We start from the raw sequence: 16,030 nt of genomic DNA, 5'->3' as shown, positions 1-16,030 counted from the left end.
TTGACTCGACGCTGCCTGGTCGCCCTGGCGGCCATGGACGGCAATCCGATGCAGCAGGATCTGCTGGTGGACGCGATGACGCTGCGGTTCCACCCGCGGCCGACCCGGGGCGATGTGGAGGCGGCGATCCTTGAGGCGGAGACTTCCGGATACATCACCGGCACCACAGTGGACCTCGAAGGGGTGTTCTGGACGCTCACCACCAAGGGGTCCCTCAAAGCGCAATCTCTCCGCTCATGACTGCACCTCAGGCTCCCAAGGCGCTTCTCCGCTGGCCTGGATCCAAGCGCCGGATGCTCAAGCATCTGCTGCCGTTGGTGCCGGCAGACGCGCATTGCTACTGCGAGGTGTTCTCCGGGAGCGCTGCGTTGCTGCTGGCCAAGGACCGTCATCCGGTGGAGGTCGTCAACGACCTGAACACCGACATCGTGGCACTGATGCGCAACGCACACTTCCACCTGCCGGCCTTGTTGGAGGAGATGCGGTGGTTTGTCGCTTCCCGTCGCGACTTCTTTGACTTCCGGGATCAGCCGGGCCTGACCGAGATCCAGAGGGCCGCTCGATTTCTCCTCCGCAACCGGATCTCCTTCGGCGGACAGATGACCTCCTTCGGGGTCTCCAAAACTCCTGGAGGCGGCGTCGGGTTCGATCGCGACGAGGTCGGCCAACGCCTGGAGGCCGTTCGACGGAGGCTCAATAAGGTCGTCGTCGAGAATCTCCCCTACGAGCGCTGCCTGCAGAACTACGATTCCGAGCGGACGGTCTTTTTCCTGGACCCTCCGTATGTGGATGCCCCGACAGGGGCGTACCAAGGCTGGTCACAGCAGGAAATGGTTCAGTTGAGGGGTCGCCTGGATCGGCTCCGGGGCCGCTGGATCCTCACGATCAACGACTCCGACCCCAACCGTCGCCTGTTTGAAGATTGCACGGTCCGCCAGATTGCGACGGTCAACGGCCTGGCAAATCGCCGGACCACCAAAGGCATCAAGTTCGGCGAACTCATCGTCACCCCGCGGTGAAAAAGGTGCCCTCCAAACTGGATGCCCACGTTGAGAACCTCGCCAAGTGGTTTTCGGAGGAAAAGCTCACGCTGGCCCAAGCCGTGCAGCGGTTGGCATCCGTCGGGGTCAAGGTGAGTCCCAGCCGGCTCAGCGACTGGTGGGCCGGTTACCAGGAGCAGGAGCTGCATGCCGAGGCGGAGGCGCGGCTGTATGCCGACCTGGCCACAGGATCCCGGATCGCCCGGGAAGTGGGCGAGATGGCGGCCGCAGCGCCGACCGACGTTTCGACCTTGGTCAAGCTGATGGAGCGCCTGATCCTTCAGATCTCGGTCCGTGGCGAGATGCCAGCCCAGATGAAGGTCTTGCCCGCGCTAGTGCGTACGGCCCTGGAGGGGATCCGGATGCAGCTGCTGGAGCGCAAGGTCTCGGTGGACGAGGGCAAACTGGAACTGCTGCAGGCCAAGGCGGCCAAAGCCGAGGAAGCGGAGCGGGTGGTGGGCGACCCGACGATGACACCCGAGGAGAAGCAGGCGCAGATCCACGCGATCTTCGGCATGACGTGAAGATTTCAAATACCAGAGGGGCCAGTGGGGTGCCCGGAGGAAAGCCGGCCCGCGGAGCGCGCACCCGCGCCGTGAAGCCAAAGCCGACTCCGGCCCTTGGCCCCGCAATCCACCCGGTGACCAGTCCGCTGGATCTGCTGCTGCGGTACCAGCGTCGGTGGGCTGACGATGCGCACCGGTTCAAGATCGGGCTGATGGCCCGCCAGGTGGGCAAGGATTTCTCCAGCGGTGCGGAGGGGATCCGTGACTGCTACGCGGCCGAGCTCAGGGACGAGAAGGTGACGTGGATGATCGGGGCGCCCTCGGAGCGCCAGGCCCTGGAGAGCTTCGAAAAATGGAAGGAGTGGGCCGAGGCCTTTCGGGTGGCCATTGCCGACTACCAGGAAAAGCGCGACGGCGGCAGCGAGGCCCTGCTCAAAAGCGCCACGATGACGTTCCCGGGCGGCAGCCGTGTCATCGCGGTGCCCGGGCGGCCGGACACGGTCCGGGGATTCTCGGCCAATGTCCTGCTGACGGAGTTCGCCTTCTTCGACGATCCGGACGCGACGTGGAGGGCGGTCTTCCCGAGCATAACCAACCCGCTCCGGGGTGGGCTGAAGAAGATCCGGCTCATCTCCACGCCCAACGGGCAGGGCAACAAGTTCCACGACCTCTGGGTGAAGAACTACCAGGTGGACGGGGCCAAATGGTCGTGCCATCGGGTGACCATTGAAGATGCGGTGCGTGAGGGGCTGCCGATTGATATCGAGGAGCAACGGGCCGCGATTGATGATCCGGACGGCTGGGCTCAGGAGTACCTGTGCGAGTTCATGGACACGGCCGCCGTGCTGTTGTCCTACGACTTGATCGCCGCGGCCGAGAATCCCCAGGCGGCCAGCGCTCAACCCCCGGAGTTCTGGGCCACCACCGCGCGAAACGCCGAGCCGCTGTATCTGGGCATTGATTTTGGGCGCAAGCGTGACCTCACCGTCTGCTGGGCGCTGGTCAAGGTGGCGGGCACCTACCACCTGACCCGCGAGGTCCTCGAGTTGGCCAAGCTGCCCACCGGCGAACAGATGGAGATCCTGCGCCCCCGGATCGCGCGGTCGCGCCGGGCGTGCTTCGACTACACCGGGCCGGGGGTCGGCCTGGGAGATTTCCTCGTGAAGGAGTTCGGCGAATGGGATCCCCAGAAGGACCGATTCGGCCGGGTCGAGCTCTGCACGTTCACCGCGGACCTCAAGCAGGAAATCTTCTCCAAGCTGCGGATGGCGTTCGATCAGCGCACGCTGGGGATCCCGGCGTCGCGGGTGGTCCGGGAGGATCTGCATTCGGTGCATCGGGTGACGACTCCCGGGGGCAACGTCACCTACCGGGCCCCGCACACGGCCGACGGGCATGCCGACCGATGCACGGCTCTTGCGCTTGCGTTGCGGGCAGCCGGCACCGGCAGCGCCACGTTCTCCTACACCAAGGTCACGCCGACTGAACGCACCCCGATCGGATGAACACCCCGGTTTCCAATCGGCCTCAGGAAGCCCCCGCAATCGCGCGGAAACGCCCCTTGGCGCGTTCCCCCCTTGTGGAGACACCAGCCGCGACTCAGAGGCCACTTTGCAACGAATTGCAACGCGGTTCCTGCGGTTTTAGAGGCCTGTTTTGATCGCCAATACCCAAACTGCCATGGCTCAGACCCAAATTTCGGTGGAACGGATCCGGCTGGGGATCGAAAACCGGCTGAACTACATCCGCTACGCGACCCCGGAGAAAGTCGGTTACCTGCTCGACGCGTACTACACCGGCGGCTTCGAGATCGCCAAACTGTGGGATGCCTTGGAGCGGCGGCACCCGACGATCGCCGCCGTCGTGGGCAAGCGGAAGGCTGACGTGGGGCGGATGGACTGGCAGGTCCTGGTGCGATCGGATCTCGACGACGGATTGGAGGCGGAGGCGCAGCGTCACGCCGATGCGTTGAAGGGGTTCTACGACAACCTGCAGGTGACCAGCGCCCTCAAACAGGACGAGACCGGGGGTGTCGGACTCCTGGCGCAGCAGATCCTGGACGCCCGCGGGAAAGAGTACTCGGTCCATGAATGGATCTGGAGATTGCCCAGCCGTGGACGTGGCCTGACCGCCGAGTTCCGGGCCTGCCCAATGTGGTGGTTCGAGAACCGCACAGGCCGGCTCCGCTACCTCCCCGACGACGGTCAGATGTACGGCGTGCCGATGGATCCCAAGGAGTGGCTCGTGAGCGCCGCGCCGGCCCCCCTGATGGAGGCCACCACCGTGGCGTGGCTGTTCACGCACGCCTGTCTGAACGACTGGCTGGCGTTCTGCGACAAGTTCGGCATGCCCGGGCTGCTGGGGAAGACCGATGCCGCCCAGGGCAGCAAGGAGTGGGACGCCATGGTCACTGCGGTACGTGAGTTCGGGCAGGATTGGGCGGCGGTGGTCAACCGCGAGGCGGGCATTGATGTCATTGAGGCATCCTCGAGCGGCACGTTGCCCTACCCCGAGCTGGTGAATGTGATGACCCGCTCGATCATCACCCTGTGGCGGGGGGGTGATCTCAGCACCCTCAGTTCCACCCAGGGCGAGGGGCAAGGCGCGTCAGTCCAGGACGGCGAGACCAATTTGCTCAAGGAAGACGATGCGCGGTTCGTCAGCGAGAAGCTGCAGGAGCGCGTGGATCGGCAGGTGATCGCCTACTACTTCGGGCCGGGGGTCGAGCCACTGGCGTACTTCGAGTTGCAACCGCCGGTGCAGTCGGACATCGCCAGGGAGCTGCAAGTGGACGCGATGTTCCTGAATCACGGAATGCCGCTGGGCCGTGCCGATTTCTACGAGCGCTACAGCCGCAGGATGCCGGATCCGGCAACGCCTCCCGAAGAAATCATCATCGGCCGGTCCGCACCCGAAGCGGCGCCCACGCAGGGTCAGCCCGGCCGGCCGCGGCTGGGATTGTCCAACGCGGTGCGCATCCTGAACGCGGCGGCCGATGCGCGCGTTTCCGAGGCGCTGAAGGAATCCGCCATGGCCGAGATCACTCCGGCCCTGCGCCGGGCGTTGGAACCGCTCTTCGCCCGCCTGGAAGACATCGCCGCGATGGAGGATGCGGTCCAGCAGCGCATGGCCATGGAGGCGGTGCGCAGGGATCTGCCGGATTTCCTGCTGCGCGCCGACGTGGCCGATGCCGATCTGGTGGCGGCGATCGAAGGGTTGCTCGGCTCCTCCACTGTGAACGGTCTGCTGTCTGCACCGGAGCTTCCCGGCGAACGTGCGCGCCCATGAACCCCATGGGACAACGCAGCCGCTTTGAGCCGTTTCACGGACAACGAAGGCCACATGTGACCCTCCGCGATCTCCATGTCCGCCTCGCCAACGACGACGCCCTCGGCGCGGCAGTCGTGCTGATGAACGATGGGGCCATCGGCGAAGACGGCTGGGCGATGCTCGCCCCGTACTGCGACAAGGTCACCACAGGTACTCCGGCCAATCTCGAGGCGTTCCGGGCCCACTTCCAAAGCCTGCGCATCGGCAATGATGGGTCGGTCGAAGTCGTCCAGCGGGTGGACCGCGAATCCGCGACCCGACTGGCGGAGGACTTCAACGGCGTGCTGGGCAAGGTGAAGCGGTTCTTCCGCGGCGCGCCAATCTTCCTCGGCCACCCCGATGTGCCGTCCATGCAGCAGCGGTACACGGACAAGGGCGCCAAGGGGCTGATCCAACGCCTCGAAGCCCGGGATGACGGTCTCTACTGCCTGCCCGTGTTCAATGAGTCCGGTGCAGATCTGTTGCTCAACAAACCCCGGCTCGGCCTGTCTGCGCATTGGGATGGCGAGCCCGCCCTGGGAGACGACGGCCGTCTGGTGTTTCGCCCCACCCGCTTCATCTCGGCCGGATTGACGACCACTCCCAATCTCCCGGTCACCCTTCTCAACTCCAAACATCCTGAAATGGACCTCAAGAAACTCATCGCCCTGATCGCAGGACTGAATGTCCAGGGCATCACCCTGGCCAATGACGCCACCGAAGAGCAGGTCACTGCCGCCCTCCGTCGCCTGGGCGAGGCCATCTCCTCCTCGCTCACGCTCGCCAACGAGCGGGACGCTCTGAGCGCCGAGCGGGATCGGCTTCGCACGGAGCTGGCCAACGAGCGCAAGGCATCGCGGGACGCGCTGCTGGCGGCGGCTCTGGCCGACGGGCGGATCTCGGTCGCCGAGCAGCCCCTGTGGGAAAGCCGCCTCACCGCGTCATGCGCCAACGAGAGCGCGGCTTTGGCGGCACTGCAGCCGCGGTATCGCACCGCCAGTCAGACCAGCGGTGAGCGGCGCAACACCAGTCCTGACCAGGAGGCCGGCGCTCAGCTGATCGCCCTGGCCAACGCCAAGATCAAATCGGGTGAGGCGGGCGACTGGAATCAGGCATGGACCCTGGCCTGCACGGAAAAGCCAGCACTCCTGGAGGCGCTGAGCCAGCCGCAGGCCTGAGCGATCGAAGCGGCGATCTCCAATTCCAATTCCAATCCCAATCATGAGCCCCGAGCAAAAAGCCGAACAGATTCGATCGAAAATCCTGGCGGGCCTGACCCGCCAGCAGGCTGAGGATGTGGTCGCCGCCCAGGAGGACTGGGACGCTGATCCGGCCAATCCCGTGAACGGCGGCGCCAAGGCGCCCCCGACCAAGCCGGATGGGGATAAGGACAAGGGCAAGAAGTAAGCCGTTCCCACAAGACCCTCTCCACGTAGTCAACCCCACAGAATCCCATGCAATTCTCCACTCTCCTGCTCGTGGCCGCCGTCGTGGCCGTCATCACCGCGATCCTCATGATCGTCTGGCACCGGCGTAGCCTCCGGGTGCGCCTGGCCAATATCGGCGAGGGCGTCCACGGCGATGGTATCCTCAGCAAGCGGGCCGATGCGGCCGTGCCGCGCTACCGATTGCTCAAGGTCGGCTCAGATGCCGATCACGTCGCACTCGCCGGTGCGGGCGAACTGGCCTTGTACCAGGCGATTGATGAGGCGGCCGCCGCGGAGGATCTCATCGGCTGCCGATCGCTGGCGTGCTCGCCGGGCACCATGCTGGTAGTGTCGAACGGCGCCGGCGTCATCGTCCCTGGAGATCTGCTTGTGCCTGCGGCCACCGGCAAAGTGGCGAAGAAGGCGGCCAGCGCCGGGAATTACTACATCGCCGGTATTGCCATCACTGGAGCCGCAGCGACCGACGGCCTGTTGGTCGAAGTCATTCCCGTCGGCGCCTGGCAGACCAACGCGTAAGCACCGCGCCCCCTCGAAGTTCTCAAACCCAAAAAAGATCACCATGTCACTCGCACTCACTGCACTTGGGCTGTCGCTGGCAAACGACGGTTTCGTGCTCGACTCCGGCTCCCTGGCGCCCGGCCAAATCGCCCTCGCCAACGAGTCTCGATTCGTCGAGGCACACTTTAACCAGCCGCTCACCACGTACGCTGTGGGCGGTTGGGATCGGCTCGACCTCAGCGAGGAGCTGGAGTTCTTCGCCCCAGCGACCCCCGTGCCGCGCCGATTCACCTACGCGGAGTGGTTGAATGCCGAGGCGTTCCTCTCGGACTCTGCCCCCGACGATCTGCGGTCCATCGGCGCCGACTTCAAGCGGGTCGAGTACCGGTCCATCAAGACCGAGGGTAAGACCGAGAACCGCGGGTTGACCATCCGTCTGGATATGGACGAGGTCGCCGAGACTCCCAACTGGCAGCAGGCCAAAACGCAGATGCTCATGCAGCGTCTGAAGCGGTCTGCACTTCGCCGAGCCGTCGAGGCGCTCAGCGCCGCAGGGGTCAATACTGCCCGCACATGGGATACCACCGTCGGCAAGGATCCGGATCAGGACGTCAACACAACGTTGATCACCGCAACGACCGCGTCGGGCCTGCGGCCGAATCGTGTCGGATACGGCGAGACCGCCTGGTCACGCCGCATTCTCGCGCATCGGGCGCAGAATTCCGCCGGCGGATTCGCCTCGTCCTCGCTGTCTGAGGCGCAGTTGGCGCAATTCCTAGCCGTGGATCGGGTGCTGGTGTCTCGGGCTCGCTACCAAAGTGCCCCGGCCGCGAAGTCCGAAGTCACCGGCAACCTGGTGCTTTCGTTCTACGCACAATCCAACGCTGCGGTGGAAGATCCGTCGAACATCAAGCGCTTTGTGAGTCCCACGGCGTCGGGCGGCCCGGTGCGGGTGTACCTCCACCAGGTGTCGGCCAAGCTCTGGGACCTCACGGTCGAACACTACGACCTGATCAAGATCACCAGCACGTTGGGCATCCGGAAGGAGACCATCTCCTAAGCCACTTTCCGAGTCGGTCTACCCCTCCTCCCGGCTCGCACACAACGGCCGCGGGCCCCCGGGCTCGCGGCCGTCCTGTTTTAGACCCCACCGACCAATGCCTTGGACTCCCGTCACCATAGACACGGTGTTCGCCTATGCGGGCGATGCACGCCTCACCGAAGCCTGGGATGCCGATAGCGACGCCGAACGCGATGCCTGGTTCGACGTCCAGCGAGAGTCTGTCGTCGCCCAGATCCGGGCCAAGGTCGCCGCCGGCCAGCACAACCGGCTCGATGCAGATCCGACCTTGATTCCGCCGGAATTCCGGGAGTTGGCCATCCTGCGGCTGCTCATCGCCGTCCTGGGGCGCCTGGGGCCGACCGCCGCGGCCGGCGGGGCGGCCGCGGGCGATCCCATGAGTCTGACCTCCGAGCAGAACAAGCGGCTCGACGCGCTGGACAAAGACCTGCAGGCGGTGGCGATGGGGCAGCTGGCGGTCACCGCCCCCGCCAATCCCGAGGCTGCCCCCAGCGTGGGCAGCCTGGGGGCGAGCGTGACACTGGCCCGGTCCGAGCCCCGCCGGGCGACCCGCACCACGCTGGCCGGTCTCTGACGGTCGCGGCGAACGAGCAGGGCCGCAGCGCTGATGGTACCTGACAGGCGAAATGGCCTGGCGAGTCTTCGGCATTCTGTTCGGCGCGGATGGGAATCCGGCGCCCGACATGCCGATCCTGGCGCGTCCGGCCGAAGGACGCGCCCGGGGTTGGGTCTCTGGGGTCCGGGCGGCAGGCGACGTGCGCGCGCGCTCGGCTCCGACTGGCTACTTCTCGATCTCGCTGACGCCCGGAACGCACTACTTCTGGATCGGGGCGAGCCGGCGCATCGCCGTCCTCGTCCCTGAGGATGCCGGCGAGTACTTCCTTCCGGATCTCCTGGGGATCCCCGGCGCCATGCCGACCCTTGGCGGCAATTACCGGATCACTGCCGGGTCGCGCCAGCTGGTCTCGGCCAATGACGGCACCTTCTGGACGCTCGCGGTCGTCGGCCCCCCGGAGGCTCGGCGCCTCGGATTCAGCACCACCGTTCCTCCGAATCCCGACGCCCCCAACTTCCGATACCGCGACGGCATGCTGGAGTTGGCCGACTTCGGCAATGGCACCTGGCACGCCCCGTACCTGTATAACGGGTCGCTGTATGTGGCGGTGGCTGATGCGACACCGCAACCGGTGGATCGGATCGCTGGCGGCCTCTGGCAGCTGAAGGACGTGGCCACGGGGCGGTTTCGCACCTGGTTCATCTCCGGCACCCCTGGCCACGAAACCCTCGCCTTCGGTCCGGAACTCGTTTGACCCCCATGCGCTCCATCAACCTTCTGCTCCTCGTCGTCCTGTTGCCGCTGTCTGTGCCGGCGCAGTTCCAGCCCGAACTGGAGACGGTCACGGTCAACGCGAACACGGGTTCACTGCGTTTCCCGGAGTCCTTCTTCGTGATCAATTCGAACCGGATCTGGCAGGTGCTGGGCCGGACGAATCTGCCGCCCAGCGACACACCGATCATCGTGTCCGTGATCGGCGATCTGCCGGCGGTTCCCATTCCGCCCCAGGCCCGCCTGGCTGTGGTGCTGGCAGACACCGGTGGCGATCGGTCGGCCGGACTCTGGATCTTCAATCCGTCCAGCAGCGCGGCGGCATCGGCGGGGGTGGTCGTCCCGGCTGGTAATCCAGCACTGGGACGCTGGCTCCAGATCAGCGCCAAGAGTGATCCGCCTCTGCCGATCACCTATCCGCCGACGCTGACCCCTGGGCCCGGCACATACGCCGGCACCCAGTCAGTCACCATCACCTCTCTGACCCCGGGCGCCACCATCTACTACACGCTCAATGGGACCACCCCGACGACCAACAGCACGGTCTACGGCGGGGCGCTCTCGGTTGCCACCACCACCACGATTCAGGCAGTGGCGTGGGCGCCAAACCACCAGGTCAGTTCGGTGGCCGGAGGCACCTACACCATCACGGTGCCGATCGCGGCCACGCCGGTTCTCAATCCTCCCCCCGGCAACTACGTTGGCACCCAGTCGGTCGCGATCACGTCGGCCACTCCGGGCGCCACCATCTACTACACGCTCAACGGGACGACTCCGACCACCAACAGCACGGTCTACACCGGGGCGATCTCGGTCACCAGCACGACCAATCTCCAGGCAGTGGCATGGGCGCCGGGGCATCAGGTGAGTGGGGTGGCCGGAGGCACCTACACCATCACGGCGCCGACCGGCATCGTGTACTGGGGCAACAGCAGCGCCACGACCATGTCTGCGGCGCAGGTGCAGGCCCTCAGCAATTCCTCCGCAGAGTCCACCCCGTTTCGTCAGTACTCGTTCTCGTCCGGCAGTGGCGTATACAAGCATCTCGTCTGGCCAACCTCATTGGGAAGCCCACGGGCCGGGGACGGTTTCTTGCTGCCGCCGTTCCCGGTGGCCATGGCCACGGCGACCGAGGGGGCCACCAGCGGGCCAGAGAACGGCTGGTACTGGCAGACCGTGACCATCGGCGGCGTCAGCTATCGCCACTACTGGACGTTCAACCAGTTGAACGGAGCGATCACGATCACCGTGCAGTAACCCACCAACCGACTCATGAAGCGTCTCCAATATCTGCTCCTGCTCCTGCCCGTCCTGACGGTCGGCGCCCTCGGCCAGGGAACCGTGCCCATCACTGGGCGGATCACCACCACCGATCCGAGCGACACCTTCGCCACCACCGACACGCGCACGCAGAAAGGCGGGTTCCAGAACTGGTTCGCCGCCGAGGGTGACTGGGAGAATACCGCCATCCTCCCAATGGGTCGGCGTGAGCCGGCGATGATCGTCTGCTCGACGAACCCGCCGTCCAGACTGTTTCAGCTGACGCCAAACCTGACGACTTGGATCCCGCTGCCATACGTCCTGACGACCAACGGGGTGATCCAGGGGACGCTCGCGGTCAATGGCACGCTGACGGCCAATGACATCAAGCTGGCGGCCGGCATCACCAACCGATTGGCGGCTTGGGGGGGTGGGGCGTTGATGACGTTCGCCGATGTCACCCCCACCGAAGCCACGCGACTCAAGGGGGTCACCGAGGACGTACAGCCTGCGATTAATGCGCGCGCGATCCACTCCGGGGTAGGGCGCGTCTGGAGCTTTGGGGACTCAATCACCTGGGGATCCTCCCCGTCGGCCCCCGTTGCCCAAAACAACTGGAACGGCGTCGTCGCGAACTCCCTGGGATTGTCCCTCACAAATCTGGCCTACAGCTCCGCTTGCATTCCAGACATCGCCTGGCAGGCGATGCCGGGGTTTCCAATCACCAATGCCGCATTCCACGGGGGATCCGGCGTTGCTTCGCCGACCACGATCACGACGAACGACGTCTCGGTCATTCTGACCGGCTACAACGACGCAAGGGACAATTTCGCTGGGGACCCTAGCTACATCACGTTTTACCGCAATGCCCTGGCGCATGTGGCGGCGTGGTTGGGGATCCCGACCAGTGCAAAGCGTTACGCGCAGACTGCCAGCTCTACGGGCAGCTGGATCAACTACGCGCAGCACGGGGGCGCCATCGGTAGGTCCTCATCGGTCAACGGATCCACCTTGACCTGGACCAATCTGATGGGGCGAACGGTGTATATCGGGTACCTCGACTCTTCCGACGACAGCCTGGGGTCCTTCACGGTGACTGTGGACGGCGTGTCGCGCGGCACGTTCGCCTGCAACACCGCCTACGCCAACCGAGCGGTCCGCAGCTCCCAGGGGCCCATCCCGAATCAAGCGGGCCCCAACGGGGATGGCACGATCACCCAAACCCCCGTGCTCGCACGGATCAGCGGCCTGGACGACACGACCCACACTGTTGTGATCACGGTGTCGGCGCTGCCGGTGACCATCCTGTGGGCTGGAGGCTCCGGCGATGCCTGCGCCGCCCAAGGATATACTTCGGGCCCATCGGTATGGATCGGCGGCACCCTCAGGTGCAATCCGGCCGGGTCGTTCTCGAAGCCAGACCAGGATATGGGGGTGTTCACAAAGGCCCAGCGGCACGTGGCGGCCGCCCTGGCATCGGATGGATTGCGGGTGCAGCACGTCCCTGCTGGGGAGGTGTTCAGCCCGTCAAATATGTCGGGCGACAATGTTCATCCCAATTCGGCGGGCCACGCGCAGATCGCCCAGAGTTTTCTCCAGCAGATGGGTGGACTCCGGGTGCCCAACAACGCGCGCCGGTTTTCTGCGCCGGCCGACGTCTTTGAGATCCAGAGGATCAACGCGGGGACTCCGGTGGCCAACCGTCGGTGGTTCGGGTACGACGCCGACGGCACGGAGAGATTCGGGTTCTATGAGAACGGCAGGACCGTGTTCTCTGGCCAGTCTGGCGGCACAGACTACCAGTTCCTGTTCAACCCCGCCGGGACGCTGAACAGCAAGTTAATCTTCTCCCTCGACGGAACGAACATCATCTTCGCCGGCCACAACGCCATTACGTTTGGCGCCCAGGGAGTTTCGCGCTCAAACATCAAGATCCAGTGGGATCAGGCGTCGGACAGGCAGCTCCAGCTAACCGGCAATCTCATCCAGACCCGGGCCAACAGCGACAATTCGCCACAGAATCTCCAAATCGGTGAGGCGACACGCACCGTGCTTCTGGAGGGCACAGTCCGCGTGGGCACCGGCTCTCCGCCGGTCAAGATCATCCCGGGGACCGCGACATGGGATCCCCCCTCTCTGGCGGCCGGTGAGTTTGCCAAGACGACCGTCTCGGTGCCCGGGGCCACGGTGGGCCGGCCCGTGATGGTCGGGTTGACCACATTGGGCACCCAAGACGCCATCCTGGTCGGGAAAGTATCCGTCGCGGACACCGCAGAAGTGATCCTGCGTAACGTGGGGTCCTCCACGTTCGATCTCTCATCTGGAACCGTCACCGTCAACGTATGGCAGCAATGAAGACCGCCTCGTTCCTCCTCTCTCTGGCGGTGGCCGCTGCCGCATTCTGCCAGGCGATTCCGGGTGGCGTGACGGTCACCGGCACCCTCGTGCCGAGCTCCCCAGGCGACACACTGGCCGTAACTCAGCCATTCTGGGGCGCCGGCGGCTGGCAGACCGGCCTGACCAACAGCGCCGACCGCACGAATCTCATGGTGCTGCCGATGGCGAGGCGGCACCCCGCCATGGTAGTCCCCGACACGGCCGACCCGCTGCTCTGGCACGTGCTCAATGCGGATCGCACCAGTTGGACATCCCGGTCCCTGGATTGGCTGGCACCACGCACCAACGCGACGCTGGTGGGCGCCACGCTCGTCGGCCCGACGGTGAGCGGGATGACGGGCAGCGGCATCACGGTGCTCGACGGCATGCCGGGAAAGATCGCGATCTACGGCCCCAACGGCGTCCTGACCTATTCTCCTGTGGATGCCGATCAGCTGCTGTTGATCGGCTCCGGTGGGGGCCCTGGCGGTGGATCCTCGGACCGAATCACCCCACAGCTCTATGGCGCGTCCGGGATGGGGTCTGGCAATCACACGCTGGGAGTTCAGGCGGCGATCAACGCGGCGGCCGCAGCGGGGAGGCCTCTGTTCTGCGGAGGCTACACCTACAATGTGGACTACCTGAGCGTGCCGGCCGGATCCACGATTTACGGGGAGAACGCGTTGTTTATTGCCAGGAAATTTCCAGAGGGCGAATTGCTCCCCGCGGGAGATCCTGGGAGGACAAATCAGGCTGTCTTCCGCGTGGCCGGGAACAATGTCCTGATACAGGACGTCAACGTGGACGTGAATGGGCCTGCGTTTTTCAACCTCCGGGTGCCCCTCAATAGCAGTGGTCTCCCTGGAGATGGAGCCATCTGGCAGCGGACGCGGAATTTCATGGCCATCTGGGGGGAAAACCGAGACTCCGTCATCATCCGAAACGTGACCGTCAGGCGCGGGATCGATAGCCCAATTCTGTTGGTGAATTGCTCAAACTCTGAAGTCAATCGCGTCAAGTTCATCGGATGCGAGCGCGGGGGAGAGATCCGCGTCGGGTGGAACAATAACGGCCGGGACATTTGGATGATCGACTGCCTGCAGACCCAGGGGGGCATCAAACCCTACGGGTTCGAGTGGGTGCAGCAGGTGAACGGGAACCTGGATGGTGTCTATCTGCAGAACTGCGGCGCGACAAACCGTTGGGATTCCCATTTCTACTCTGGCATCTGGCTTGGCGGGCTGGTGGGAGGATCTGTGCGGAACCTCCATGTGCAGGGGCGGAACCCCGCGAGCAGCATGAATTTCGAGCTCGGCGTCCTCCTCGACAGCCAGTGGGGCACCTCCTTTGACGGCATCGTGGTCAACGCGCCGTTTGACATGGGCATGGAGATGACCGGTGCCCCGGGATGCGAGCTGTCGAATCTGGTGTTTGACCTCTCGGGGTCTAGCGGGAGTGGTACCGGCATTTACTGCCGGAACCAGAACATCTGGAATGGGCCGGGCACCCCGACGAGCACACCCCCAGGCGCCTTCCCATTCCAGGTGACGAGAGGCCGGGCGCAGGAGGGATACACCTCGATCAACGGGTTCACCATAATCAACGCGCGGAATGCGATAGACTCCTCCACGCCGTACCAGAAGTGGTCGAACGGAAAGATCCTCGGATCCCGCTACTCTGGGGTGGTGCTCTCAGACATTGATTCGCAAACGGGCGGGGCGGAGGCGTATTTCCTCCGCCGCACCGCCATGAGGAGTGGCGGCTGGGAGTTCGACAACGTGCTGGTCCAAGGGTCTACGGCCGCGGGAATGCGGATATTCGGAGGGGCGTACGTCTCGCTGAACAACTGCCAGTTTTGGGATAATAACCAGGGGCAGATGGGCAGCGACGACAGCGGGGTGAACATCCAACCCAGACACGTCGTCACCCCGACAACCAACGCGACCGCCGCAAACATCCCGGTGGCCAGTGTCGCCCCGTCATTCCCGAGCGGCTGGGTGGGTGGGTTCGGCCGGGCTTCATTGTGGAACGGCAACACATACGTGGAGAGTCGGATCATGACCCACGAGACGACGGCCTCGGTGATCGTCGTCGAACCTCCGTTCTCCGTGGTGCCCACATCGAGCCATGTGATCGCGATAGACACTGCGGACCAGGGGCCGATCCGCCTGGTCAACGTGCAGTCGGGCAACAGCCAGGCCTGGGTGGAGTCCAACACTGTCAGCTACGACGCCAAAAATATACAGACTGTCCAAAGGCTCACGAACTTGGTGTTCACGCTTGGGTCGCAAAATACGTTCCCAGGCCAGTACCTGACGATCCCGGCGCGCGCCCGGAACATCGTCAACACTCGCGCCTTCACCGCGTCTGGGACGTGGGCGAACGGCGCGAGCCGCACCAACACAATCCAGACTCCCGGGGTGTCGAGCACAATGGTGCTCGGCACCGATTTCACCATGAGCCATACAGGATCTGGGGTGACTGTCGTCGTTGACTCGGTTGGAAGCGGCACGGTAGCCATCAAGGCAACAAACACCGGGTCGAGCCGTACGAACTATTCATTTAACGTCACGATCAACACGCCGCGCACCAGCAATCCGGCGGATTTGGTGGTGCGCGTCTTGGGCAACCGCACAGGTTACGCGGACGTCACCGAGGTTGAAACGATCCGCCTGGTTCCGGGTTCGGTTCCTCCCACGTCTGCGGATCTGGTGCCTCCAGCGCTCATCCCAGTGGCTGGAAGTTGGGTCCAGACCGGAGAGAACCAGCTGTTTGGCAACGTGACCTACGGGCAAGGGGGCATCATGAAGCCGCCCAGTGCCAATCCCGAACAGGATGTGGCCGGGCAGATCGATGGCCTCTGGTTTTTGGCGAATTCTGGGACCTTTACCGGTTCCACAGACGTCGTCCGGGTCCATACCTTGCGCGATGGGTTGAAGACGGGCATGGCGAACAACGGCACGCCGAATCGGCGGTTCATGTTGGAGCGGCAATTCGGAACCTTTTCGGGCTCGCTGTGGAAGGTGGCCCTGCCGACCGTCACCTACACGCCGCAGCAGCGGTACGGGATCCGTGCGACACGCACCACCGCACCGATCAAGGTGATTGGACTGCAGGCCGAGGGCAACACGCTCGGCTCAGTCTTGTCCACGACCGCACCGAACCTGAGCACGGTCACGTGGTGA

At 64.6% G+C, this 16,030-nt stretch carries 14 protein-coding genes; all 14 read left to right on the top strand.

Going from position 1 to position 16,030, the window contains the following annotated elements:
* The 14 genes from KF791_08420 to KF791_08355 all read left to right on the top strand — a co-directional run bounded on the left by KF791_08420 (position 1) and on the right by KF791_08355 (position 16,030).
* Positions 1–240, top strand: a complete 240-nt coding sequence (locus KF791_08420) for a hypothetical protein (protein ID MBX3732603.1) — start codon at positions 1–3, stop codon at positions 238–240.
* Positions 237–1,019, top strand: a complete 783-nt coding sequence (locus KF791_08415) for a DNA adenine methylase (protein ID MBX3732602.1) — start codon at positions 237–239, stop codon at positions 1,017–1,019. The genes KF791_08420 and KF791_08415 overlap by 4 nt, the downstream gene beginning before the upstream one ends.
* Positions 1,016–1,564: a hypothetical protein gene (locus tag KF791_08410; GenBank protein MBX3732601.1), complete on the top strand. Its 549-nt coding sequence runs from the start codon at positions 1,016–1,018 to the stop codon at positions 1,562–1,564. Before KF791_08415 ends, KF791_08410 begins: the two co-directional genes overlap by 4 nt.
* A 116-nt stretch (positions 1,565–1,680) precedes the next feature.
* Positions 1,681–3,051, top strand: coding sequence for a terminase family protein (locus tag KF791_08405; GenBank protein ID MBX3732600.1), 1,371 nt, complete (start codon positions 1,681–1,683; stop codon positions 3,049–3,051).
* A gap of 175 nt (positions 3,052–3,226) precedes the next feature.
* Entirely contained in the window at positions 3,227–4,834 is a 1,608-nt protein-coding gene (locus KF791_08400) for a DUF935 family protein (GenBank protein ID MBX3732599.1), read from the top strand.
* Positions 4,831–6,033, top strand: a complete 1,203-nt coding sequence (locus KF791_08395; GenBank protein ID MBX3732598.1) for a hypothetical protein — start codon at positions 4,831–4,833, stop codon at positions 6,031–6,033. Before KF791_08400 ends, KF791_08395 begins: the two co-directional genes overlap by 4 nt.
* 43 nt (positions 6,034–6,076) lie before the next feature.
* Positions 6,077–6,262 carry a hypothetical protein gene (locus KF791_08390; GenBank protein ID MBX3732597.1) on the top strand — a complete coding sequence of 62 codons (186 nt, stop codon included), beginning with the start codon at positions 6,077–6,079 and terminating at the stop codon, positions 6,260–6,262.
* A gap of 47 nt (positions 6,263–6,309) precedes the next feature.
* Positions 6,310–6,819 (top strand): hypothetical protein, encoded by a 510-nt coding sequence (locus KF791_08385; protein MBX3732596.1) that lies wholly within the window; start codon positions 6,310–6,312, stop codon positions 6,817–6,819.
* Positions 6,820–6,862: 43 nt separating this feature from the next.
* Complete coding sequence (locus tag KF791_08380) at positions 6,863–7,861, top strand: hypothetical protein (protein MBX3732595.1); 999 nt, start codon at positions 6,863–6,865, stop codon at positions 7,859–7,861.
* Positions 7,862–7,958: 97 nt separating this feature from the next.
* A complete protein-coding gene (locus KF791_08375; GenBank protein ID MBX3732594.1) occupies positions 7,959–8,456 on the top strand; it encodes a hypothetical protein in 498 nt (165 codons plus the stop codon).
* A 52-nt stretch (positions 8,457–8,508) separates the two neighbouring features.
* Complete coding sequence (locus tag KF791_08370) at positions 8,509–9,192, top strand: hypothetical protein (GenBank protein ID MBX3732593.1); 684 nt, start codon at positions 8,509–8,511, stop codon at positions 9,190–9,192.
* A gap of 5 nt (positions 9,193–9,197) precedes the next feature.
* Entirely contained in the window at positions 9,198–10,466 is a 1,269-nt protein-coding gene (locus KF791_08365) for a chitobiase/beta-hexosaminidase C-terminal domain-containing protein (GenBank protein MBX3732592.1), read from the top strand.
* A 15-nt stretch (positions 10,467–10,481) separates the two neighbouring features.
* Positions 10,482–12,824 carry a hypothetical protein gene (locus KF791_08360; GenBank protein MBX3732591.1) on the top strand — a complete coding sequence of 781 codons (2,343 nt, stop codon included), beginning with the start codon at positions 10,482–10,484 and terminating at the stop codon, positions 12,822–12,824.
* Positions 12,812–16,030 carry a hypothetical protein gene (locus tag KF791_08355; protein ID MBX3732590.1) on the top strand — a complete coding sequence of 1,073 codons (3,219 nt, stop codon included), beginning with the start codon at positions 12,812–12,814 and terminating at the stop codon, positions 16,028–16,030. Before KF791_08360 ends, KF791_08355 begins: the two co-directional genes overlap by 13 nt.

Source organism: Verrucomicrobiia bacterium, from assembly GCA_019634635.1.
Lineage (GTDB): Bacteria > Verrucomicrobiota > Verrucomicrobiia > Limisphaerales > UBA9464 > UBA9464.
This window is presented reverse-complemented; position numbering and strand designations above follow the sequence as displayed.